A 19,697-nucleotide genomic window follows, 5' to 3' on the forward strand; every position below is an offset into this window, starting at 1 on the left:
CAGGTCGTGATTTCCTTGCATTGCGCTGCCCCCCGGCGCCCTGATACGAGGCTGTGACTATGAGCGTTCTGATTCCCTGCATCATCGCTGGCGGCGCCGGCACCCGATTGTGGCCGGTCTCCCGCGAGGCCATGCCCAAGCCCTTCATGCGCCTGCCCGATGGCATGAGCCTGCTGCAGAAGACCTTTACCCGCGCCAGCGCCCTGCCCGGCGTCGAACGGGTGCTCACGGTGACCAACCGCGAAGTGGTATTCCGTACCCAGGACGAGTATCGCCAGGTCGGCACCCAACGCGTCACCCTCGACTTCATCCTTGAACCGTTCGGTCGCAACACCGCCCCCGCCATCGCCGCAGCAGCACTGCACTGCGCCCGCCTGCACGGCGAGGACAGCCTGTTGCTGGTACTGCCCGCCGATCACCTGATCCAGGACCAGGGTGCCTTCGAGGCGGCCGTCCAGCAGGCCATGGACCTGGCCGGGCAAGGCTGGCTGACCACCTTTGGCCTGTTGCCGACCCGCGCCGAGACCGGCTTCGGCTACATCGAACAGGGTGAAGCGCTCGGCGACGACGGCTACCGGGTCGCGCGCTTCGTCGAAAAGCCCGACGCCGACACCGCCCAGGCGTACCTGGACGGCGGCCGGCACTTGTGGAACGCCGGCATGTTCTGCCTGCGCGCGGGCACTGTGCTGCAGGAGCTGCAGGCCCATGCCCCCGAGGTACTGCACAACGTGACCCACTGCCTGGCGCAGAGCCAGTTCAAGGAGGGGACGTGCGGCCAGCAGGTGGAACTCGACGCCCACAGTTTTGCGCTGGCCCCCGATATCTCCATCGACTACGCCCTCATGCAGCCCTCCACCCAGGTGGCCGTGGTGCCCTGCGCCATCGGCTGGAGCGATATCGGCAGTTGGGAAGCGGTGCGCGAGCTGCGCCCGGCCGACAGCCAGGGCAACTACTGCAACGGCGAAACCGTGCTGCATGACGTAAGCAACTGCTACATCGACTCGCCCCGGCGACTGGTGGGCGCGGTGGGGCTGGACAACCTGATCGTCATCGACACCCCCGACGCCTTGCTGATCGCCGATGCCGCGCGCAGCCAGGAGGTCAAGGTGATCGCCCAGCAGCTCAAGCACCAGGGCCACGACGCCTACCGCCTGCACCGCACCGTGACCCGCCCCTGGGGCCTGTACACCGTGCTCGAGGAAGGGCCGCGATTCAAGATCAAGCGCATCATGGTGCGCCCCGGCGAATCGCTGTCACTGCAGATGCACCATCACCGCAGCGAGCACTGGATCGTGGTCAGCGGCATGGCCTGCGTGACCAACGGTGAAGAGGAGTTTCTGCTCGACACCAACGAGTCGACCTTCATCAAGCCCGGACGCAGCCACCGCCTGACCAACCCCGGCGTCATCGACCTGGTGATGATCGAGGTGCAAAGCGGCGAATACCTGGGCGAAGACGACATCGTACGCTTTACTGATATCTATGGACGCGCCCCGGCAGCAGCAGCACCTGCTTGACTGCCAGAGGGCGCGTTTTGCCATCCAGGGCCGACACCCGGCCAACCGCGAGGATTCGGGCTCATGCGCATACTCTGGACCCTGCCCTACCTGCCCTGGCCCACCACCAGCGGCAGCAAGACCCGGCAATACCACCTGCTGCGCGCCCTGGCGCAGCATGGCCACCGGATCACCTTGCTGGTGCAGTCCAAGGTCCCGTTGAGCGACGCGGCGCGCGAGGCCCTGGAGCCACTGGTGGAGCGCCTGGTGGTGCTACCCCGGCGCGCGCTGCACAGCCCGCTGAACCTGCTGGCCTCGCCCATCATCGACTACCCCATGCGGGCCATCATCAATGGCCTGGCGCCCTGCCTGAGGCACCGCTTCGAGCAGTTGCTGGACGAACCCTGGGACGTGATCCAGATCGAGCACAGCTACAGTTTCCAGCCGTTCGAGAAGGCCTTACAGGCCCGTGGCCTGCCCTACATGCTCAGCGAGCACTACCTGGAATCGGTGATGGGCGCCGCCTGCCACGACCGCTTGCCCCTGTGGCTACGGCCGCTGAACGCCTTCGACCGCTGGCGCTACCGGCGCTGGGAGCAGCGAGTGCTGCGCCAGCCCACCGAGGTGGTGGCGGTCAGCGCCCATGATGCCGAGCTTATCGGCCAGATCAGCGGGCGCCCGGTGAACGTGGTGGTCAATGGCGTGGACTGCGACCACTACCAGGAGGTTCGCCCCACGCCGCACAGCCAGCGTCTGCTGTTCGTCGGCAATTTCGAGTACGGCGCCAACCTGGAGGCCATCGAATGGGCGCTGGAAGAGATCCTGCCCCAGGTATGGATGAGCAATCCGGCGGTGCGCCTGGCCATTGCCGGCCACGCCCTGCCGGCCAGCTGGAAGCTGCACTGGAACGACCCGCGCATCGAGTGGGTGGGCTATCGCCCCGACCTGCGCGAGCTGCAACGGCGCTCGGCGCTGTTCTTCGCGCCGCTGCGCCACGCCGGCGGCTCCAAGGTGAAGATCCTTGAAGCCATGGCCGCCGGGTTGCCGGTGATCACCACCAGCAAGGGCGCCTCAGGCCTGGCCATGAACAACGGCGAGCACTACCTGGGCAGCGACGACAGCGGCCAGCTGGCGCTACTGGTCACCCAGTTGCTCAACCAGCCATGGCGCATGTGCCAGCTCAGTGAGGCCGGGCGCCAGTTCGCCCGCCAGCGTCATGACTGGAGCGTCGCCGCCCAGCAGCTGGAGAACGTGCACATGCGCCTGACCCAGCTGGCGCCGGCCGGCGCCGCAGCCGCCGGCGGCGTGCTAGCCAAGTAGCTCGCTGAACGGAATGAACGTCACCGCATCGCCCTGTTGCGGCGTCGTGCCTTCGAGCACCTCCACCACGCCATCGGCCCATGCCGCGCTGCGCAGCACGCCGGAGCTCTGGTTCTTGTAGATGCGCACGCGACCGTCCTCGATGCGCGCCCGCAGGTACTCGCGGCGCGTTCCGGCCTTGGGCCAGTCGAAGCCCGCCGGCACGCTGAAGCGCAGCGGAGCGACATGGGTCATTCCCAGCCGACGCAGCAGGTAGGGCCGGGTCAGCAGGCCGAAGGTGACCAGGGTCGAGGCCGGATTGCCCGGCAGGCCGATCACCGGCACCCCCTGGTAATGGCCGAAAGTCAGTGGTTTGCCCGGTTTGATCGCCAGCTTCCACAGCGCCAGCTCACCCGCCTCGCGCAGGGCCAGGCCGAGGAAATCGGCTTCGCCCACCGACACGCCGCCGGTGGACAGGATCAGGTCGACATCGCCCAGCCCGCCCAGGCACTGGCGGGTGCGCTCGAGATCGTCCGGGAGGATGCCGGCGTCGACCACCGTGCAGCCCAGGCGTTGCAGCCAGCTGACCAACAGGCGTCGGTTGCTGTTGTAGATCTGCCCGGGGCCCAGGGCCAGGCCCGGCTCGACCAGTTCGTCACCGGTCGACAGCACCGCAACCCGGGGCCGACGCCGCACTTCGAGCGTGCCGAAACCCAAGGTCGCGGCCAGCCCGAGCTGGATCGGGCCCAGCCGCGTGCCGGCGCTCATCACCTGTTCGCCGACACGGGTTTCCTGGCCCTTGGGGCGTACGTTCTGCGCCAGTGCCAGAGGCTCGAGAAAGCGCACCCGGCCGTCTTCGAGCACCTCGGTGTTTTCCTGCATCTCGACGCAATCGGCACCTTCCGGCAGTGGCGCGCCGGTAAAAATCCGTGCGCAGGTGCCAGGTTCCAGGGGCTGTGGCGCATGCCCGGCGAAGATGCGCTGGGTCACCCGCAGCGGTTCGCCCTGCCAGTCGGCCAGGCGCAGCGCGTAACCGTCCATGGCGCTGTTGGGCCACGGCGGCAGGTCGAGGCCGGCCACCAGCTCATGGGCCAGGACCCGCCCTTCGGCCTCGGCCAGTACTACCTGTTCGGTCTCGGCGATGGGCGCCGTGTCGGCCAGCGCCAGCAGGCGCTCCAGGGCCTCTTCCACCGGCATCAAGGGCCGGGCCACCTCAGCCACGGCTGTCACAGGCCGCCGCCTGCTTCAGGTGCGGCACGAAATTGCACGGCCGGTGACGGGCGTCCAGCTGCTCGGCGAGGATGCCGTCCCAGCCGGTGCGCACGGCGTTGGTCGAGCCCGGCAGGCAGCAGACCAGGGTGCCATTGGCAAGCCCGGCCAGGGCGCGGGACTGCACGGTGGAGGTGCCGATGTCGGCCACCGAGATCTGCCGGAACAGCTCGCCAAAGCCCTCGACCTGCTTGTCCAGCAGGCACGCCACGGCTTCCGGGGTGCTGTCGCGGCCGGTGAAGCCGGTGCCACCGGTGATCAACACCACCTGCACCTGGTCGTCGGCGATCCAGGTCGCGACCTGGGCGCGGATCTTGTAGAGGTCGTCCTTGAGCAGCACGCGCTCGGCCAGGCGGTGGCCGGCGGCGCCCAGGCGATCGACGAACAGCTGGCCGGAGGTGTCGGTGTCGAAGGTGCGGGTGTCGCTGACCGTCAGCACGGCAATGTTCAGCGCAACGAAAGGGGTATCTGCCTTGGCTTTCATGGGAGTCCGTCGCAGGGTAACTGGGAATGTGCGCTGTTATATCACAGGCCACCCGCGGCGTTGTTCTTGGTCAATGCCGCCGCGATGGCGCTATGCTGCACTGTGCAAGGAACTTGCGTGGACGCCCTGCGTCTTAATGACATCTAGCACCATCGCACTGGAGAAACACGATGATCCAACGGACCCTTCCCGCCTTCCTGCTTGCCCTGGGCCTGGGCGCCCTCGCCGGCTGCGCCTCGCCAACCGTCATCACCCTGAACGACGGCCGCGAGATCCAGGCGGTGGACACCCCTTCCTATGACGACGATTCCGGTTTCTACGAATTCGAACAGCTCGACGGCAAGCGCACGCGCATCAACAAGGACCAGATCCGCACCGTCAAGGAGCTGTGATCCAGCCCTGCGTTTTTGGCGCAACTCCTTTTTGCAACAAGGGGTTGCGTTGAAAAAAGCGATGCAGTAGCATTTTGGACATCGGAGTGTAGCGCAGCCAGGTAGCGCGTCTCGTTCGGGACGAGAAGGCCGCAGGTTCGAATCCTGTCTCTCCGACCATATCCCGCAAAAAACCCGCCTCGAGCGGGTTTTTTGTTGCCTGCGAAAAGGCCTGGTGGCGCCCTGCATCGGGCAACACTGGACCCTGTAGGAGCGGCCTTGTGTCGCGAAAGGGCCGCAAAGCGGCCCCGGCGATCTTTGCAACAACGCTGAAATCCCGGGGCTGCTGCGCAGCCCTTTCCGACCGGTCCGACGCCTCGGCAAGGCCGCTCCTACAGGTTGGCGCCGCTCCCGCGCTCAGCTTACGCGGTTACTCCGGCAACACCGGCACGTACAGCAGTTGCAGGCGCGTACTGCTCCACTCACGGGTCTTGTTGGTCAGTTCGAGGTCGTTGTTCAGCTTCTGGCCGTAGGTCGGCACGATCTCCTTGAGCCTGGCCTGCCACTCGGCGCTCTTGATCCGATCCTTGAAGGTCTTCTCCAGCACGCTCAGCATGATCGGTGCGGCGGTCGAGGCGCCGGGCGAAGCGCCCAGCAGCGCGGCAATGCTGCCATCCTCGGCGGCCACCACTTCGGTGCCGAACTGCAGCACGCCACCGTGCTCGGGATCCTTCTTGATCACCTGCACGCGCTGGCCGGCCTGGAGCAGCTTCCAGTCTTCGTTCTTGGCGTTGGGGAAGTACTCGCGCAGGGCCGCCATGCGGTCATCGAAACTGAGCATCAGCTGACCCATCAGGTAGGTGCTCAGGTCAATGTTGTCGATACCGGCATGCATCATCGGGCTGATGTTGTGGGTGGTCAGCGAGCTGAACATGTCCAACAGCGAACCGTGCTTGAGGTACTTGGTGGAGAAGGTCGCGAACGGGCCGAACAGCAGCACTTCCTTGCCATCGATCACCCGGGTGTCCAGGTGCGGCACCGACATCGGCGGCGCGCCGACCGAGGCCTTGCCGTACAACTTGGCCTTGTGGCGGGCGACCAGGTCGGCATTGTCGGTCATCAGGAACTGGCCACCGACCGGGAAGCCTGCATAGCCTTGGGCCTCTGGAATGCCGGACTTCTGCAGCAGCTTGAGCGCACCACCACCGGCGCCGATGAAGACGAACTTCGCCTTGACCGAAGACTCCTTGCCACCGTTGGCCAGGTCGGCCACTACCACATTCCAGCTGCCATCGGCGTTGCGCACGATGTCGCGCACTTCGTGGCTCAGATGCAGCTGCACATTGGGGTTGCGGGTCATGGAGGCGAACAGCTGGCGGGTGATCTCGCCGAAGTTCACATCGGTGCCGATGGCCATGCGGGTCGCGGCCACCTTCTGCCCGGGATCTCGGCCTTCCATCACCAGCGGCACCCACTTGCGGATCTGCTCGTGGTCCTCGGTGATCTCCATGCCGCGGAACAGCGAGCTGTGCTGCAGGGCCTCGACGCGTTTGTGCAGGAAGGCGACGTTGTCGTCACCCCAGACAAAGCTCATGTGCGGCACGTTGTTGATGAACGAACGCGGGTTGCTCAGCACACCCTGCTCGACCTGATAGGCCCAGAACTGCTTGGACACCTCGAACTGCTCGTTGACGTTGACCGCCTTGCTGATGTCGATGCTGCCATCCTTGCCGACACTGGTATAGTTCAGCTCGCAGAACGCCGAGTGGCCGGTGCCGGCGTTGTTCCAGGCGTTGGAACTTTCCTCGGCGACCTGGTCCATGCGCTCGTAGACGTCGACCTTCCAGTTCGGTTCCAGCTCGGTGAGGTAGGTCCCCAGGCTCGCGCTCATGATGCCGCCGCCGATCAGCAGGACCTCGACGGACTTCTGTGGTTCCGCGGGCTTGGAGCAGCCGATGACGCCCAGGCACAGGAGCGTCAGCAGGATTTTTTTCATTAGCTCAATCCAATTGAAGTGAAGGACTGGCAGTCGTTGCCCCCGGCGTGCACGCCCGGATGTTGTTGTTCTGGTCAGCAGGAGTCTTGCGAAATCGGGGCACGATCGCCTCGGGCCGTGGCCCGGAGCGCCGTAAAGCAGGGAGTGTGCCAGGTTGGCCTGGGCCAATGGCGCAGGCCTGTGGCGTGCTGACGCAGTGGGATTGGCCGGGGCTGGTTGGCGGCAATCCGCCAAATGGACAGGTACTTTGCCGGGTGGATGGCGGATTTCCCCCGAACGCCTGTAGGAGCGGCCTTGTGCCGCGAAAGGGCCGCAAAGCGGCCCCGGCGATCATTGCGTCAACATTGAAATCCCGGGGCCGTTGCACGGCCCGTTCGCGGCACAAGGCCGCTCCTACACAGGGATCGTGCAGGCTTGTCAGGCAGTGAGGCGGGAAGTGACCTCACCCAGCTGTCCCGACAGACCGTGCAAGCGCTGCCCGGCCTGTTCGGTGTGCTGCACGGCCTCCTGGTTGGCGGTGGCGATGCGGGTGATCTCGACCAGGTTGCGCGAGATGTCCTCGGCGACACTGGTCTGTTCCTCTGCGGCCGTGGCGATCTGCCGGTTCATGTCGCGGATCGCCTCCACCGCCGTGGTGATGCGCTGCAGCATCTGCCCGGCCTGCTGCACCTGCTCGGCGCCCTCCTCGCTGCGCTGCTGGCCGCTCTCGATGGCCTTGACCGCCTCCACCGCGCCCGACTGCACCGCCTCAATGATCTGGTGGATCTCGGCGATCGACGCCGCGGTGCGCTGGGCCAGGCTGCGCACCTCGTCGGCCACCACCGCAAAACCACGCCCGGCCTCGCCGGCACGGGCGGCCTCGATGGCGGCGTTGAGCGCCAGCAGGTTGGTCTGCTCGGCAATGCCGCGAATCACTTCGAGCACCTTGCCGATGCGCGTGCTGTCGTGCTCCAGGTGACGGATCACCGTCGCGGTACCGGCGATCTCGCGGTTGACCACGGCAATGGTGTCGATGGTCCGCTGCATGACCTGCTCGCCGGCCTGGGCACTGTGGTCGGCCTCGTCCGCGGCGCGGGCGGCATCGGCGGCGTGGCGCGCTACTTCCTGGGCAGTGGCGGACATCTCGTGCATGGCCGTGGCGACCTGGTCGGTGCGCTGGAACTGGTCGTGGGTGCCATGGGCCATGTCGCCGGCAATGCTGCGCAACCGGCCGCTGGCGCTTTCCAGTTCCTCGGCGTTGTCCTTGAGGCGCCCGACGGTCTCGGCGAGGAAGTCGCGCAGGGTGTTGGCGGCCAGCGCCAGGCGCCCCAGTTCATCCTCGCGGCGGCTGTCGACGCGGGCGGCGAAACGCCCCTGGCTGAGCTGGGCGACGTAGTCGATCAGCTGACGGATCGGTTCGACCAGGCTGCGGTTGACCAGCCACAGGCTGAACAGCCCTACCAGTACGGCCGAGCCCAGCATCACCAGCACACCCAGCCATACCGTGCGCTCGGCGCTGGCGCTGATGGCGCCGGCACGCCCGTGGGCGTCGGCGCGCAACTGCTCCACCAGCGCGCTCATCTGGTCGCTGGTTGCACGGTCCACGCCCTTGACCGCCAGGTCGCCCGCCACCGGGTCGCCGCCGGCGGCCAGGAACGCCTGGCGCCCCTGCTCATAGGCCGAGCCCAGTTGCCGGTGGCTGGCCTTGAGCTGCTCCAGGCGCGCCTTGAGCGCCGGCTCGCTGCTGTCGATCAATTGCCCCAGCAACTGCTGTACCTGCTGCTCGCGGGCCTGGAACTGCTGCCAGTACTTGTCCAGCTCCGCCGGCTGACGACCGCGCAGCAGCACGTTTTTCCACTCCTGGACCTGGACCTTGAACTGCAGGTTGGCTTCGTCGATCAGTTGCGAGGCACGCAACGGCCCGTCCACCAGCTCGGCGTAGCCGCGCACGCTGGACGACAGGAACTGGAAGCACACCAGGGCGATCAGCAGGATCGCCACCAGGCTGCCACCGAGCAGGGAGAGGATTTGCACTCTGAGGGATTTACGCAAGATTGCGGATCTCGGAACAAGGAAGAGGGAAACGGCGCACGCCGGCACCGCCGACAGAGGCATCCTTGTCCTCGTTCGCCCCAAAAAGCCGCCATCGGGCGATGACAGCCAGGGCGAGCACCTGCGCAACGGCCGAGGCAGATAGTCTCAGGCAATTGCTACAGAATTGTTACAAAACAGCGACAGCCACGGCCGCTCAGGCTGGGTTGAACTGCAGCGCTGCCAAGCGTGCGTAGAGTGGGCTTTGCTCGATCAATTGTCGATGGCTGCCGACTGCCGCCAGTCGGCCTTTGTCGATCACCGCGATGCGATCGGCATGCTGCACCGTCGCCAGGCGGTGAGCGATGACCAGCGTGGTGCGCCCGGCCATCAACTGCGGCAACGCCTGCTGGACCAGGTGCTCGCTCTGCGCGTCCAGGGCACTGGTGGCCTCGTCCAGCAACAGGATCGGCGCATCCACCAGCAGCGCCCGGGCAATCGCCAGGCGCTGGCGCTGGCCGCCAGACAAGCCCACGCCGCCCTCGCCCAGGAGCGTCTGGTAGCCCTGGGGCAACTGGGCGATGAATTCATCGGCATGAGCGCTGCGCGCCGCTGCCTCGATCTCGGCCAGGCTGGCGTCGGGCCGGCCGTAACGGATGTTGGCCTCGACCGTGCCACGGAACAGTGCCGGCTGTTGGGCCACCAGGGCGAACTGGCGGCGCAGCTCGGCAGGCTCAAGCCCGGTGATCGACCGGCCATCGAGCAGAATCGCGCCCTCCTGCGGGTCGTAGAAGCGCAGCAGCAGGTCGAACAGGGTCGACTTGCCGGCTCCCGACGGCCCGACCAGGGCCACGGTTTCGCCCGGGCGGATGTGCAGGCTCAGGCCATCGATGGCAGCGGCAGTGGGGCGTGACGGGTAGGCGAAGCGCACGTCGCACAGCTGGATGTCACCCGTGGCACGGCCCTGCGCCAGCCCCTGCGGTCGTGCCGGCGCCAGGATCGCCGCCTGCGCCGCCAGCAGCTCAGCGATGCGTTCGGCGGCACCGGCGGCCCGCTGCAGCTCACCGATCACCTCGCTCAGGGTGCCGAAGGCGCTGCCGACGATCAGGCTGTAGAACACGAAGGCGGCCAGCTCACCGCCGGAGATGCGTCCGGCGATCACGTCCATGCCGCCAACCCAGAGCATCACCCCCACCGCCCCAAGCACCAGCACGATCACCAGGGTAATCAGCCAGGCGCGCTGGGCGATGCGCCGGCGCGCCACGCCGAACGCCGCCTCCACGGTCTCGGCAAAGCGCGCCTGATCATGCCCTTGATGGTTGTAGGCCTGCACCGTCTTGATCTGGCCGAGGGTCTCGGCAACATAGCTGCCCACGTCGGCCACCCGGTCCTGGCTCTGCCGCGACAGGCTGCGCACACGCCGCCCGAACAGCAGGATCGGCGCCAGCACCAGGGGCAAGGCCAGCACCACGATGCTGGTCAGCTTGGGGTTGGTGACGAACAGCAGGATCACCCCGCCCAGTACCATCAGGGCGTTACGCAGGAACATCGACAGCGACGAGCCGATCACCGACTGCAGCAAGGTGGTGTCGGCGGTCAGCCGCGACTGGATCTCCGAACTGCGGTTGTCCTCGAAGAAGCCCGGGTGCAGGCCGATCAGGTGATCGAACACCGCCCGGCGAATATCGGCCACGCAGCGCTCGCCGATCCACGACACCAGATAGAAGCGGGCGAAGGTCCCCACCGCCAGTGCCAGCACCAGCAGCAGGAACAGGCCGATGGTCTGGTTGAGCTGGTGCGCCGACCCGGTCATGAAGCCCTGGTCGACCAACAGGCGGATACCCTGCCCCATGGACAGGGTGATGGCGGCGGTGACCACCAGCGCCAGCAAGGCCAGCAGGGCCTGGCGGCGATAGGGGCGGACGAAACGCCAGCCCAGGTGCAGGGCGCGGCGCTGGCGGGGGGAGATCGGCTCGGGCATGGCAAACGTCGTTCTGTGCTCGGATTAGACCAAGACTACCACTCGTCGGCCTCATGCAACGCCTGGGAATGCGTCGCCGTCCCATGATCGAACAGGACAACAGTGACTATGCTCATTCGTTCTAACCTGTGTCTGGAGCTTTGTCGCGCTTTCTGTTGGACTGTTCCGGCATGACGCCGAAGAAACTGTCACAGACCAGTCACGGCGAAGCGCTACCTTGAGCTTGAACCTGAAAGAGGAGACAGGACATGAGCTTGCAGCACAGCACCGACACGCCCAAGACCCAGAACCGTCCGCAATCTCAGGTCTGCGGCTCGATCATCGATGCCCAGGGCCGCGAGATCCCGATCACCGAGCAGATGATCCAGAAGGCCTGCAAGGACCTGGAAGAGAGCCGGGTCAAGAAAGTCGCCAAGGCCTGACCCCCGAATTGCCTGCAACCCGGCGCTTGCGCCGGGTTTTTATTGGCCGGCCCTCAGGCCAGCACCGCCCCCAGTGCACTGACCAGTTGCGCCAGTTGCGGCGCCTCCCCACGTACACGCACTGCCAGCCCCTCGATCTCGCGCCTTACCGGGTAGTGCTTGCGCAGCAGATCGAACGCCGCACGCTGTTCGGCAGGATCTTCGCTCAGGCTGCGACGGAAATCGGCATCGTCGCGACGAGGATCGTAGACCGCCCGGCACAGGGTGGCCAATGCCCACGCCGGATCCGCGCTCGGGTCAAACTCGATCTGCGCCAGACCCGGTGCCGGCAGCAGGTCGGCCAGGCTCACCTGCTCGGGCTCCCCGCGCCAGCGGCAGAAGGCCTGGTAGATCTGCGCCGTGCCCCGCTGCTTGCCGTCCAGGCTGTAGCCGGCGATATGCGGCGTGGCCAGGGTGCACAGGTCGGCCAGTTGCAGGTCCACCTGCGGCTCGCCCTCCCAGACGTCGAGCACCGCGTGCAGATCCTCGCGATCCAGCAGCAGTTCGCGCAGGGCCGAGTTGTCCACCACCGGGCCGCGGCTGGCGTTGATCAGCCAGGCGCCGGCACGCAGGCGCGCCAGGCGCGGCTGGTCGAGCAGGTGCCAGGTCGGGTGCTCGCCGCCGCGTTGCAGTGGCGTGTGCAGGCTGATCACGTCGCACTGTTCGAGGATCGTCTGCAGGTCGACGAAGTCGCCGCCCTCGCTCGCCTGGCGCACCGGGTCGCACACCAGCACCTTCCAGCCCAGTCCATGCAGTACCCGCACCAGGCGTGCGCCGACCTCGCCGGCGCCGACCACGCCATAGACCCGCTTGCCCAGGTCCACGCCTTCGAGTTCGGCCAGGGTCAGCAGGCTGCCCAGCACGTAGTCCACCACGCCGCGGGCGTTGCAGCCCGGTGCGCTGCTCCAGTGGATACCGGCCTGGGCGAAATATTCGAGGTCAAGGTGGTCGGTGCCGATGGTGCAGGTGCCGACAAAACGCACCCGGCTGCCTTCGAGCAGTTGCCGGTCGACGCGGGTCACCGAGCGCACCAGCAGCACGTCGGCGTCCTTGACGCAGGCGGCGTCGATGGCCCGGCCGGGGTAACGGCGGATCTCGCCGAAACCGGCGAAGAAGGCATCGAGCAGCGGGATATTCTCGTCGGCAACTATCAGCATGGCGCTCTCCTGTCAGGGGAGCGCAGTGTAGCGCGATCGCAGCCGGCTCAGTCGGCCTTCTTGCGGATCCAGTACAGGTAGGTGCCGGCCTCTTCCTGCTGGCCAAGCAGCTCGTGGCCAAGGAAGATGCAGAACTTGGGAATGTCGCGGCGGGTCGACGGATCGGTGGCGATCACCTTGAGCACGCCGCCGCCGGCCAGCTCGCGCACGTGCTTGTGCAGCATCATCACCGGCTCCGGGCAGTTCAGGCCGGTGGCATCGAGGATCGCGTCGTGGGTGAAATCGGTCATGTAGGGCTCCGCAAAATGATCGTCATTGTGGCGCATGAAGCGGGGCTGTCACAGCCCCGCGATGGCCTCAGCGCGGTTTCAGGTCCAGCCGGCGCAGGTGGCAGGTCACTTCCTCGCGGTCGTGATACAGCTGCTTGCAGGCGATCGACACCTTCACCTTGCGCGCCTTGAACCCGGCCTCGATGCGCTCGAGCAGCTTGCGCACCTCGGCATGGCGCTGCTTCATCGGCAGCTTCAGGTTGACCACTGCCTCGCGGCACAGCCCTTCGCCCAGCCAGGTCTCGATCAGCGAGGCGGTACGCGCCGGCTTCTCGACGATGTCGCAGACCATCCAGTCGACGGTCTGGCGGGGTTTCCAGGTGAAGCCGTCAGCCATCAGGTGGGTGACCAGGCCGGTGTCCATCAGGCTTTCGGCCATCGGCCCGTTGTCGATGGCGGTCACCAGCATGCCGCGCTTGACCAGCTGGTAGGTCCAGCCGCCGGGGGCGGCGCCCAGGTCGACGCCGGTCATGTCGTCGTTCAGGCGCTGGTCCCACTGCTCGCGGGGAATGAACTGGTGCCACGCCTCCTCGAGCTTGAGGGTCGAGCGGCTGGGGGCTTCGCGAGGGAACTTCAGGCGCGGGATGCCCATCGGCCACAGCGCCGAGTTATCGGCCTCGGCCAGCCCCAGGAATACCCGCCGGCCACTGATGAAGGTCAGCAGCAGGCGTGGCCGCCGGGCATCGTCCACCAACCGTCCGGCCTTTTCCAAGGCCTTGCGCAGCGGCACCTCGAACTTGCGGCAGAACGTCGACAGCTCCTTGCCATCGTTGCTGTCGAGCACTTCCAGCCACAGGCTGCCGCACACCGGCAGCGCGGCCAGGTGCTCGAGCAGCACGCTGATGCGGTCGGTCTCCGGCAGCTCGACGTAGGTGCCGCGGGCCCACTGGCGCGGGAAGATCAGCTGCGAGAAGCGCAGCGTCTGCATCATGCGTTCGGCGCCACCGGGCTCGGTGCAGACGAACTCGGCGCAGGCGCTCTGCGGCTTGCCCTTGGCATAGCCGGCCACGCCCAGGTGGGCGGCGTGTTCGCTGATTTCGGCGCAGACTTCGCCCTCGAAGCCGGGCCGGCAATGCATGAACAGGGTATTCATTTCTCACTCCACATCACTGGCGCAGACGGCGCCAGGGCGGCGAATGATAAAGGAAGATCGGAACCGACGACACGCCCCATCGGTCCAGAAAAGGGTCAGGGCGGACAAACCGGTCTAACCTGACTGTTCAGCCAGGTCCGTGCCGTGCGGACCGGTCCAGAGCGGTGACACCGGCGAGCGACCCGCAGTCGCCGGGCACCGGAGCACAAGGAGTTGTAAATGCCCTCGCTCGATAGCCTGAAAACCCTCAAGACCCTCCAGGTGGGCGACCGCGCCTACCACTATTTCAGCCTGCCCGAAGCCGCCCGCCAGCTCGGCGACCTGCAACGCCTGCCCATGTCGCTGAAGGTGCTGCTGGAAAACCTGCTGCGCTGGGAAGACGGCAAGACCGTCACCGGCGACGACCTGCGCGCCGTGGCCCAGTGGCTGCAGGAGCGTCGCTCCGATCGCGAGATCCAGTACCGCCCGGCGCGGGTGTTGATGCAGGACTTCACTGGCGTGCCGGCGGTGGTCGACCTGGCCGCCATGCGCGCTGCGATGGCCAAGGCCGGCGGCGACCCGCAGCGGATCAACCCGTTGTCGCCGGTGGACCTGGTGATCGACCACTCGGTGATGGTCGACCGCTACGCCAGCCCCAATGCCTTTGCCCAGAACGTCGACATCGAGATGCAACGCAACGGCGAACGCTATGCCTTCCTGCGCTGGGGCCAGAGCGCCTTCGACAACTTCCGCGTGGTACCGCCGGGCACCGGCATCTGCCATCAGGTCAACCTCGAGTACCTGGGCCGCACGGTGTGGACCCGTGAAGCGGACGGCCGCACCTACGCCTTCCCCGACACCCTGGTCGGCACCGACTCGCACACCACCATGATCAACGGCCTGGGCGTGCTCGGTTGGGGCGTGGGCGGCATCGAGGCCGAGGCAGCGATGCTCGGCCAGCCGGTGTCGATGCTGATTCCCGAGGTGATCGGCTTCAAGCTCACCGGCAAGCTGCGCGAGGGCATCACCGCCACCGACCTGGTGCTGACGGTGACACAGATGCTGCGCAAGAAAGGCGTGGTGGGCAAGTTCGTCGAGTTCTACGGCGACGGCCTGGCCGACCTGCCGCTGGCCGACCGCGCCACCATCGCCAACATGGCTCCCGAGTACGGCGCCACCTGCGGTTTCTTCCCGGTGGACCAGGTGACCCTGGACTACCTGCGCCTGTCCGGCCGCCCCGAGGAGGCCGTGCAACTGGTCGAGGCCTACAGCAAGGCCCAAGGCCTGTGGCGCCTGCCGGGCCAGGAGCCGCTGTTCAGCGATACCCTGGCGCTGGACATGAACGAGGTGGAGGCCAGCCTCGCCGGGCCCAAGCGCCCGCAGGACCGGGTCGCCCTGGGCCAGGTCGCCCAGGCCTTCGACCACTTCATCGAACTACAGCCCAAGCCTCTGGCCAAGGAAGTCGGCCGCCTGGAAAGCGAAGGCGGCGGCGGTGTGGCGGTGGGCAATGCCGACCAGGCCGGCGAGATCGACTATAGCCACGCCGGCCAGACCCACACGCTGCGCGATGGCGCCGTGGTGATCGCCGCCATCACCTCCTGCACCAACACCTCCAACCCCAGCGTGATGATGGCCGCCGGGCTGGTGGCGAAAAAAGCCGTGGAGAAGGGCCTGACCCGCAAGCCCTGGGTCAAGAGCTCGCTGGCCCCAGGCTCCAAGGTGGTGACGGACTACTTCAAGGCTGCCGGCCTCACCCCCTACCTGGATCAGCTCGGTTTCGACCTGGTCGGCTATGGCTGCACCACCTGCATCGGCAACTCCGGCCCCCTGGACGAGGCGATCGAGAAGGCCATCGGCAGCGCCGACCTCACCGTGGCTTCGGTACTGTCGGGCAACCGCAACTTCGAAGGCCGGGTGCACCCGCTGGTCAAGACCAACTGGCTGGCCTCGCCGCCGCTGGTGGTGGCCTATGCCCTGGCCGGCAGCGTGCGCCTGGACCTGACCCAGGACGCCCTGGGCACCGGCAAGGACGGCAAGCCCGTGTACCTGCGCGATATCTGGCCAAGCCAGCAGGAGATCGCCGAGGCCGTGCGCAATGTCGACACGCGCATGTTCCACAAGGAGTACGCCGAAGTGTTTGCCGGCGACGCCCAGTGGCAGGCCATCGAGGTGCCCCAGGCGGCCACCTATGTCTGGCAGGAAGACTCCACCTATATCCAGCACCCGCCGTTCTTCGACGACATCGGTGGTCCATTGCCGGAAATCGGCGATATCCACGGCGCGCGCATCCTCGCCCTGCTCGGCGACTCGGTGACCACCGACCATATCTCCCCGGCCGGCAACATCAAGGCCGACAGCCCGGCTGGCCGCTACCTGCGCGGCAAGGGCGTGGAGCCGCGGGACTTCAACTCCTACGGCTCACGGCGCGGCAACCATGAGGTGATGATGCGCGGCACCTTCGCCAACATCCGCATCCGCAACGAGATGCTCGGTGGCGAGGAAGGCGGCAACACCCTGTACGTACCCACGGGCGAAAAACTGTCGATCTACGATGCCGCCATGCGCTACCAGCAGGACGGCACGCCACTGGTGGTGATCGCCGGGCAGGAATACGGCACCGGCTCCAGCCGTGACTGGGCGGCCAAGGGCACCAACCTGCTGGGGGTCAAGGCAGTGCTGGCGGAGAGCTTCGAGCGCATCCACCGCTCCAACCTGGTGGGCATGGGCGTGCTGCCCTTGCAGTTCAAGGCTGGCGACGACCGCAAGCGCCTCGGGTTGACTGGCAAGGAACGCATCGATGTGCTGGGGCTTGATGGCGCGCAGATTCGTCCGGGCATGACCCTGCCGGTGCGCATTACCCGCGAGGACGGGCGCCAGGAGCAGATCGAGGTGCTGTGCCGGATCGACACCCTCAATGAGGTGGAGTACTTCAAGTCGGGGGGGATCCTGCATTATGTGCTGCGGCAATTGATCGCGGGGTAAGGCTGGGCCCATCCCTTTCCAATTCAAGATTGCCGGGGGCGCGTTGCGCCCCTTTCGCGACACAAGGCCGCTCCTACAGGGGACCGCGCCGTCCTGTAGGAGCGGCCTTGTGTCGCGAAAGGACCGCAACGCGGTCCCGGCAATACCCGCCCATGCGCGCAAACAGCCACGTGTCCTGACAGCCATGGTGTAAGTCCTACCCTCCTCGGATTCACCGGCACTAAGGAAATGTCATGCCCCTTCCCCACTGGATCGCCCTGCTCCTGCTCGCCCTCGGCTATGCGATCGCCCTGACCTACGGCAGCCTCGGCCTCGCCGCCCTGCCCGCCTTGCTTGCCCTGCTGTGCAGCGCTCTGCTCGCCCGCCGTCCGGTACGCTGGCAACAAAGCCTCGGCCATCTGCTGTTCGTCCTGCTCGCCATCGCCCTGGCCCTGCACTGGCTACCCGGTTTCAACGGCGCCAAAGTGATCGACAAGGCCGTGCTCAGCGACGGCGCCGTGCCCTTCTCCCTGTACCTCAACCTGGACAAGCCCCTGATCGGCCTATGGTTGCTGCTGGCTTGCCCGTGGCTGGTGATGCTGCGTCCGCGCGGCCTGCTGCCCGGCCTGGCACTGACCCTGCCATTGACCCTGCTCGCCTGCCTGGGCGGCGCCTGGGCACTGGGCATGGTCGCCTGGGCACCGAAATGGCCCGACCAGGCCTGGCTGTGGCTGCTGAACAACCTGCTGCTGGTGAGCCTGACCGAGGAACTGTTGTTCCGCGGCTATATCCAGGGCGGCCTGCAACGTCTGTTCAGGCATGAAGGGCTGGCGTTGCTGGTGGCCGCGCTGTTGTTCGGCCTCGCCCACCTGGCCGGTGGCTGGCAATGGTTCTACCTGGCCACCCTGGCCGGGGTGGGGTATGGTCTGGCCTATCGCCATGGCGGGCTGGCGGCGGCGGTGCTGTGCCACACCTGCGTCAACCTGGCGCACTTCGCGGCTTTCAGCTACCCGATGCTGGCCCCGAACTGAACAATCGGTCATGATCAGACCTATTCGTCATCATTTATAAAGAAAACTGCAATATTGGTGGCAACGGCTGCGATCAGGTGGGCTGCATTAGCTCAACCCGACTGATGGCACCTTGCCCCAGATCAAGCCAGTTAAATATTCATTCAATAAAACCAGAGGCTTGCCGATACCCGTCGAAAGCCTTGCGGATTGAACAGCCAATGCGTAACAACCAGCCGATTACCCAGAGAGAACGGACTTTCCCTGCCCAGCAGCGGTTGATCTCCACCACCAACGCCAAGGGCGTGATCACCTACTGCAACGATGCCTTCATCGAGATCAGCGGTTTTTCCCGCGAGGACCTGATGGGCGCGCCGCACAACCTGGTGCGCCACCCCGACGTGCCGCCGGCCGTGTTCGCCCACATGTGGCAGACCCTCAAGCAGGGCCTGCCGTGGATGGGCATCGTCAAGAACCGCTGCAAGTCGGGCGACCACTACTGGGTCAACGCCTACGTCACGCCGATCTTCGACAGCAACCAGGTGGTTGGCTACGAATCGGTGCGGGTCAAGCCCACCGCCGAGCAGATCCGCCGCGCCGAGGCGCTGTACCAGCGCATCAACCAAGGCCGCTCGGCCATCCCGAAACGTGACAAGTGGCTGCCGGTACTGCAGGACTGGCTGCCGTTCATCCTGGTCAGCCAGATCGGCTTCCTGATCGGCAACTGGCTCGGCCACTCCTGGGGCTTCGCCCTGGCCGCCGGCCTGTCGGTGCCGCTCGGCCTGCTCGGCCTGAGCTGGCAGCAGCGCGGCCTCAAGCGCCTGCTGCGCCTGGCCGAACAGACCACCTCCGACCCGCTGATCGCGCAGATGTACACCGACAGTCGCGGTGTCCAGGCACGCCTGGAAATGGCCATGCTCAGCCAGGACGCACGGATGAAGACCTGCCTGACCCGCCTGCAGGACAGCGCCGAGCAGCTCAGCGACCAGGCCCGCCAGTCCGATGCCCTGGCCCACCAGAGCTCCTCGGGCCTGGAGCGCCAGCGGGTGGAGACCGAGCAGGTCGCCGCCGCCGTCAACCAGATGGCCGCCACCACCCAGGAAGTGGCCAACCATGTCCAGCGCACCGCCGACGCCACCCAGGAAGCCAATCGCCTGACCAGCCAGGGCCGCAACATCGCCGGCGAGACCCGTGACGCCATCGAGCGGCTGTCCGCCGCCGTGGGCGAGACCGGGCTGACCGTCACCCAGCTGGCCAAGGACAGCGACGAGATCGGCGGCGTGGTCGATGTGATCAAGGGCATTGCCGACCAGACCAACCTGCTGGCGCTCAACGCCGCCATCGAAGCGGCGCGCGCCGGGGAGATGGGCCGTGGCTTTGCCGTGGTCGCCGACGAGGTCCGTCAGCTGGCCCAGCGTACCGCCGAATCCACCGGTCAGATCCACACCCTGATCGCCAAGCTGCAACAGACCGCCAACAATGCGGTGCAGACCATGGAGACTGGCCACCGCCAGGCCCAGGAAGGCGTCGAGCGGGTGATGGAGGCCGACCAGGCGCTGGTGGGCATCAGCGAGGCCGTGGCCAACATCACCGACATGGCGACCCAGATCGCCGCCGCCACCGAAGAGCAGAGCGCGGTGGCCGAGGAGATCAGCCGCAACATCAGCACCATCGCCGACCTGGCCGACCAAACCTCCGGCCAGGCCCAGCGCTCGGCGCTGCTCAGCGAAGAGCTGACCAGCACGGCGGGGACCCAGTACTCGCTGGTGGAGCGCTTCAACCGCTGAAATCGGTAGGCGTC

General features: G+C 66.6%; 15 protein-coding genes, 1 tRNA gene and 1 pseudogene. 8 read left to right on the forward strand and 9 right to left on the reverse strand.

Going from position 1 to position 19,697, the window contains the following annotated elements:
- Nucleotides 1-59: 59 nt before the first annotated feature.
- Together DMX06_RS17080 and DMX06_RS17085 are read left to right on the forward strand one after the other, a co-directional pair.
- Entirely contained in the window at nt 60-1,517 is a 1,458-nt protein-coding gene (locus DMX06_RS17080; RefSeq protein WP_110738538.1) for a mannose-1-phosphate guanylyltransferase/mannose-6-phosphate isomerase, read from the forward strand.
- 63 nt (nt 1,518-1,580) lie between these two features.
- Nucleotides 1,581-2,816, forward strand: coding sequence for a glycosyltransferase family 4 protein (locus DMX06_RS17085; protein ID WP_110738539.1), 1,236 nt, complete (start codon nt 1,581-1,583; stop codon nt 2,814-2,816).
- Here the strand turns inward: DMX06_RS17085 and DMX06_RS17090 are convergent.
- A complete protein-coding gene (locus tag DMX06_RS17090) occupies nt 2,805-4,025 on the reverse strand; it encodes a molybdopterin molybdotransferase MoeA (RefSeq protein ID WP_181427850.1) in 1,221 nt (406 codons plus the stop codon). The genes DMX06_RS17085 and DMX06_RS17090 overlap by 12 nt on opposite strands.
- A complete protein-coding gene (gene moaB / locus DMX06_RS17095) occupies nt 4,009-4,548 on the reverse strand; it encodes a molybdenum cofactor biosynthesis protein B (protein ID WP_028692756.1) in 540 nt (179 codons plus the stop codon). The genes DMX06_RS17090 and moaB overlap by 17 nt, the downstream gene beginning before the upstream one ends.
- A 170-nt stretch (nt 4,549-4,718) precedes the next feature.
- On the opposite strand from moaB, the gene DMX06_RS17100 reads away from it, so the two are divergent.
- Both DMX06_RS17100 and DMX06_RS17105 read left to right on the forward strand, forming a co-directional pair.
- Entirely contained in the window at nt 4,719-4,940 is a 222-nt protein-coding gene (locus tag DMX06_RS17100) for a YgdI/YgdR family lipoprotein (RefSeq protein ID WP_023632528.1), read from the forward strand.
- 82 nt (nt 4,941-5,022) lie between these two features.
- Nucleotides 5,023-5,099: transfer RNA gene (locus DMX06_RS17105), tRNA-Pro, on the forward strand.
- A gap of 250 nt (nt 5,100-5,349) precedes the next feature.
- Here the strand turns inward: DMX06_RS17105 and mqo are convergent.
- The 4 genes and pseudogenes from mqo to DMX06_RS17120 form a co-directional block, all read right to left on the reverse strand.
- Entirely contained in the window at nt 5,350-6,915 is a 1,566-nt protein-coding gene (mqo, locus tag DMX06_RS17110; protein WP_110738540.1) for a malate dehydrogenase (quinone), read from the reverse strand.
- Nucleotides 6,916-7,332: 417 nt separating this feature from the next.
- Nucleotides 7,333-8,100, reverse strand: a complete 768-nt coding sequence (locus DMX06_RS26865) for a methyl-accepting chemotaxis protein (protein ID WP_375538107.1) — start codon at nt 8,098-8,100, stop codon at nt 7,333-7,335.
- 165 nt (nt 8,101-8,265) lie between these two features.
- A pseudogene (locus tag DMX06_RS26870) lies at nt 8,266-9,009 on the reverse strand (methyl-accepting chemotaxis protein); the annotation flags it as partial.
- Between the two features lie 133 nt (nt 9,010-9,142).
- The gene (locus tag DMX06_RS17120; protein WP_110738541.1) at nt 9,143-10,906 is read right to left on the reverse strand and encodes an ABC transporter transmembrane domain-containing protein; all 1,764 of its coding nucleotides are present in this window, start codon (nt 10,904-10,906) and stop codon (nt 9,143-9,145) included.
- 248 nt (nt 10,907-11,154) lie between these two features.
- Between DMX06_RS17120 and DMX06_RS26350 the strand changes: the two genes are divergently transcribed.
- Complete coding sequence (locus DMX06_RS26350; protein WP_181427851.1) at nt 11,155-11,328, forward strand: PA1571 family protein; 174 nt, start codon at nt 11,155-11,157, stop codon at nt 11,326-11,328.
- Nucleotides 11,329-11,381: 53 nt separating this feature from the next.
- Here DMX06_RS26350 and pdxB read toward each other — a convergent pair whose 3' ends face one another.
- The 3 genes from pdxB to rlmM form a co-directional block, all read right to left on the reverse strand.
- On the reverse strand, nt 11,382-12,524 hold the full coding sequence (gene pdxB / locus DMX06_RS17125) for a 4-phosphoerythronate dehydrogenase PdxB (RefSeq protein ID WP_110738542.1): 1,143 nt from the start codon (nt 12,522-12,524) through the stop codon (nt 11,382-11,384).
- A gap of 47 nt (nt 12,525-12,571) precedes the next feature.
- Nucleotides 12,572-12,814: a sulfurtransferase TusA gene (gene tusA / locus DMX06_RS17130; protein ID WP_050704845.1), complete on the reverse strand. Its 243-nt coding sequence runs from the start codon at nt 12,812-12,814 to the stop codon at nt 12,572-12,574.
- A 67-nt stretch (nt 12,815-12,881) separates the two neighbouring features.
- Nucleotides 12,882-13,946, reverse strand: a complete 1,065-nt coding sequence (gene rlmM / locus DMX06_RS17135) for a 23S rRNA (cytidine(2498)-2'-O)-methyltransferase RlmM (RefSeq protein ID WP_110738543.1) — start codon at nt 13,944-13,946, stop codon at nt 12,882-12,884.
- A gap of 219 nt (nt 13,947-14,165) precedes the next feature.
- Between rlmM and acnA the strand changes: the two genes are divergently transcribed.
- The 3 genes from acnA (at nt 14,166) to DMX06_RS17150 (ending at nt 19,683) form a co-directional block, all read left to right on the forward strand.
- Complete coding sequence (gene acnA / locus DMX06_RS17140; RefSeq protein ID WP_110738544.1) at nt 14,166-16,907, forward strand: aconitate hydratase AcnA; 2,742 nt, start codon at nt 14,166-14,168, stop codon at nt 16,905-16,907.
- A 233-nt stretch (nt 16,908-17,140) separates the two neighbouring features.
- On the forward strand, nt 17,141-17,917 hold the full coding sequence (locus DMX06_RS17145) for a CPBP family intramembrane glutamic endopeptidase (RefSeq protein ID WP_110738545.1): 777 nt from the start codon (nt 17,141-17,143) through the stop codon (nt 17,915-17,917).
- Between the two features lie 200 nt (nt 17,918-18,117).
- The gene (locus DMX06_RS17150) at nt 18,118-19,683 is read left to right on the forward strand and encodes a methyl-accepting chemotaxis protein (RefSeq protein ID WP_110738546.1); all 1,566 of its coding nucleotides are present in this window, start codon (nt 18,118-18,120) and stop codon (nt 19,681-19,683) included.
- The last annotated feature ends 14 nt before the right edge of the window (nt 19,684-19,697 follow it).

This window comes from Pseudomonas mosselii, assembly GCF_003205295.1.
Taxonomy (GTDB): domain Bacteria; phylum Pseudomonadota; class Gammaproteobacteria; order Pseudomonadales; family Pseudomonadaceae; genus Aquipseudomonas; species Aquipseudomonas mosselii_B.

Bases quoted from the DNA above. Each gene is read 5' to 3' on its own strand.
- rlmM (WP_110738543.1), bottom strand. From the start codon at position 13,946: ATGAATACCCTGTTCATGCATTGCCGGCCCGGCTTCGAGGGCGAAGTC.
- DMX06_RS17080 (WP_110738538.1), top strand. From the start codon at position 60: ATGAGCGTTCTGATTCCCTGCATCATCGCTGGCGGCGCCGGCACCCGA.
- acnA (WP_110738544.1), top strand. From the start codon at position 14,166: ATGCCCTCGCTCGATAGCCTGAAAACCCTCAAGACCCTCCAGGTGGGC.
- DMX06_RS26350 (WP_181427851.1), top strand. From the start codon at position 11,155: ATGAGCTTGCAGCACAGCACCGACACGCCCAAGACCCAGAACCGTCCG.
- DMX06_RS17150 (WP_110738546.1), top strand. From the start codon at position 18,118: ATGCGTAACAACCAGCCGATTACCCAGAGAGAACGGACTTTCCCTGCC.
- DMX06_RS17145 (WP_110738545.1), top strand. From the start codon at position 17,141: ATGCCCCTTCCCCACTGGATCGCCCTGCTCCTGCTCGCCCTCGGCTAT.
- moaB (WP_028692756.1), bottom strand. From the start codon at position 4,548: ATGAAAGCCAAGGCAGATACCCCTTTCGTTGCGCTGAACATTGCCGTG.
- pdxB (WP_110738542.1), bottom strand. From the start codon at position 12,524: ATGCTGATAGTTGCCGACGAGAATATCCCGCTGCTCGATGCCTTCTTC.
- tusA (WP_050704845.1), bottom strand. From the start codon at position 12,814: ATGACCGATTTCACCCACGACGCGATCCTCGATGCCACCGGCCTGAAC.
- DMX06_RS26865 (WP_375538107.1), bottom strand. From the start codon at position 8,100: ATGGCCCATGGCACCCACGACCAGTTCCAGCGCACCGACCAGGTCGCC.
- DMX06_RS17085 (WP_110738539.1), top strand. From the start codon at position 1,581: ATGCGCATACTCTGGACCCTGCCCTACCTGCCCTGGCCCACCACCAGC.
- mqo (WP_110738540.1), bottom strand. From the start codon at position 6,915: ATGAAAAAAATCCTGCTGACGCTCCTGTGCCTGGGCGTCATCGGCTGC.
- DMX06_RS17100 (WP_023632528.1), top strand. From the start codon at position 4,719: ATGATCCAACGGACCCTTCCCGCCTTCCTGCTTGCCCTGGGCCTGGGC.
- DMX06_RS17120 (WP_110738541.1), bottom strand. From the start codon at position 10,906: ATGCCCGAGCCGATCTCCCCCCGCCAGCGCCGCGCCCTGCACCTGGGC.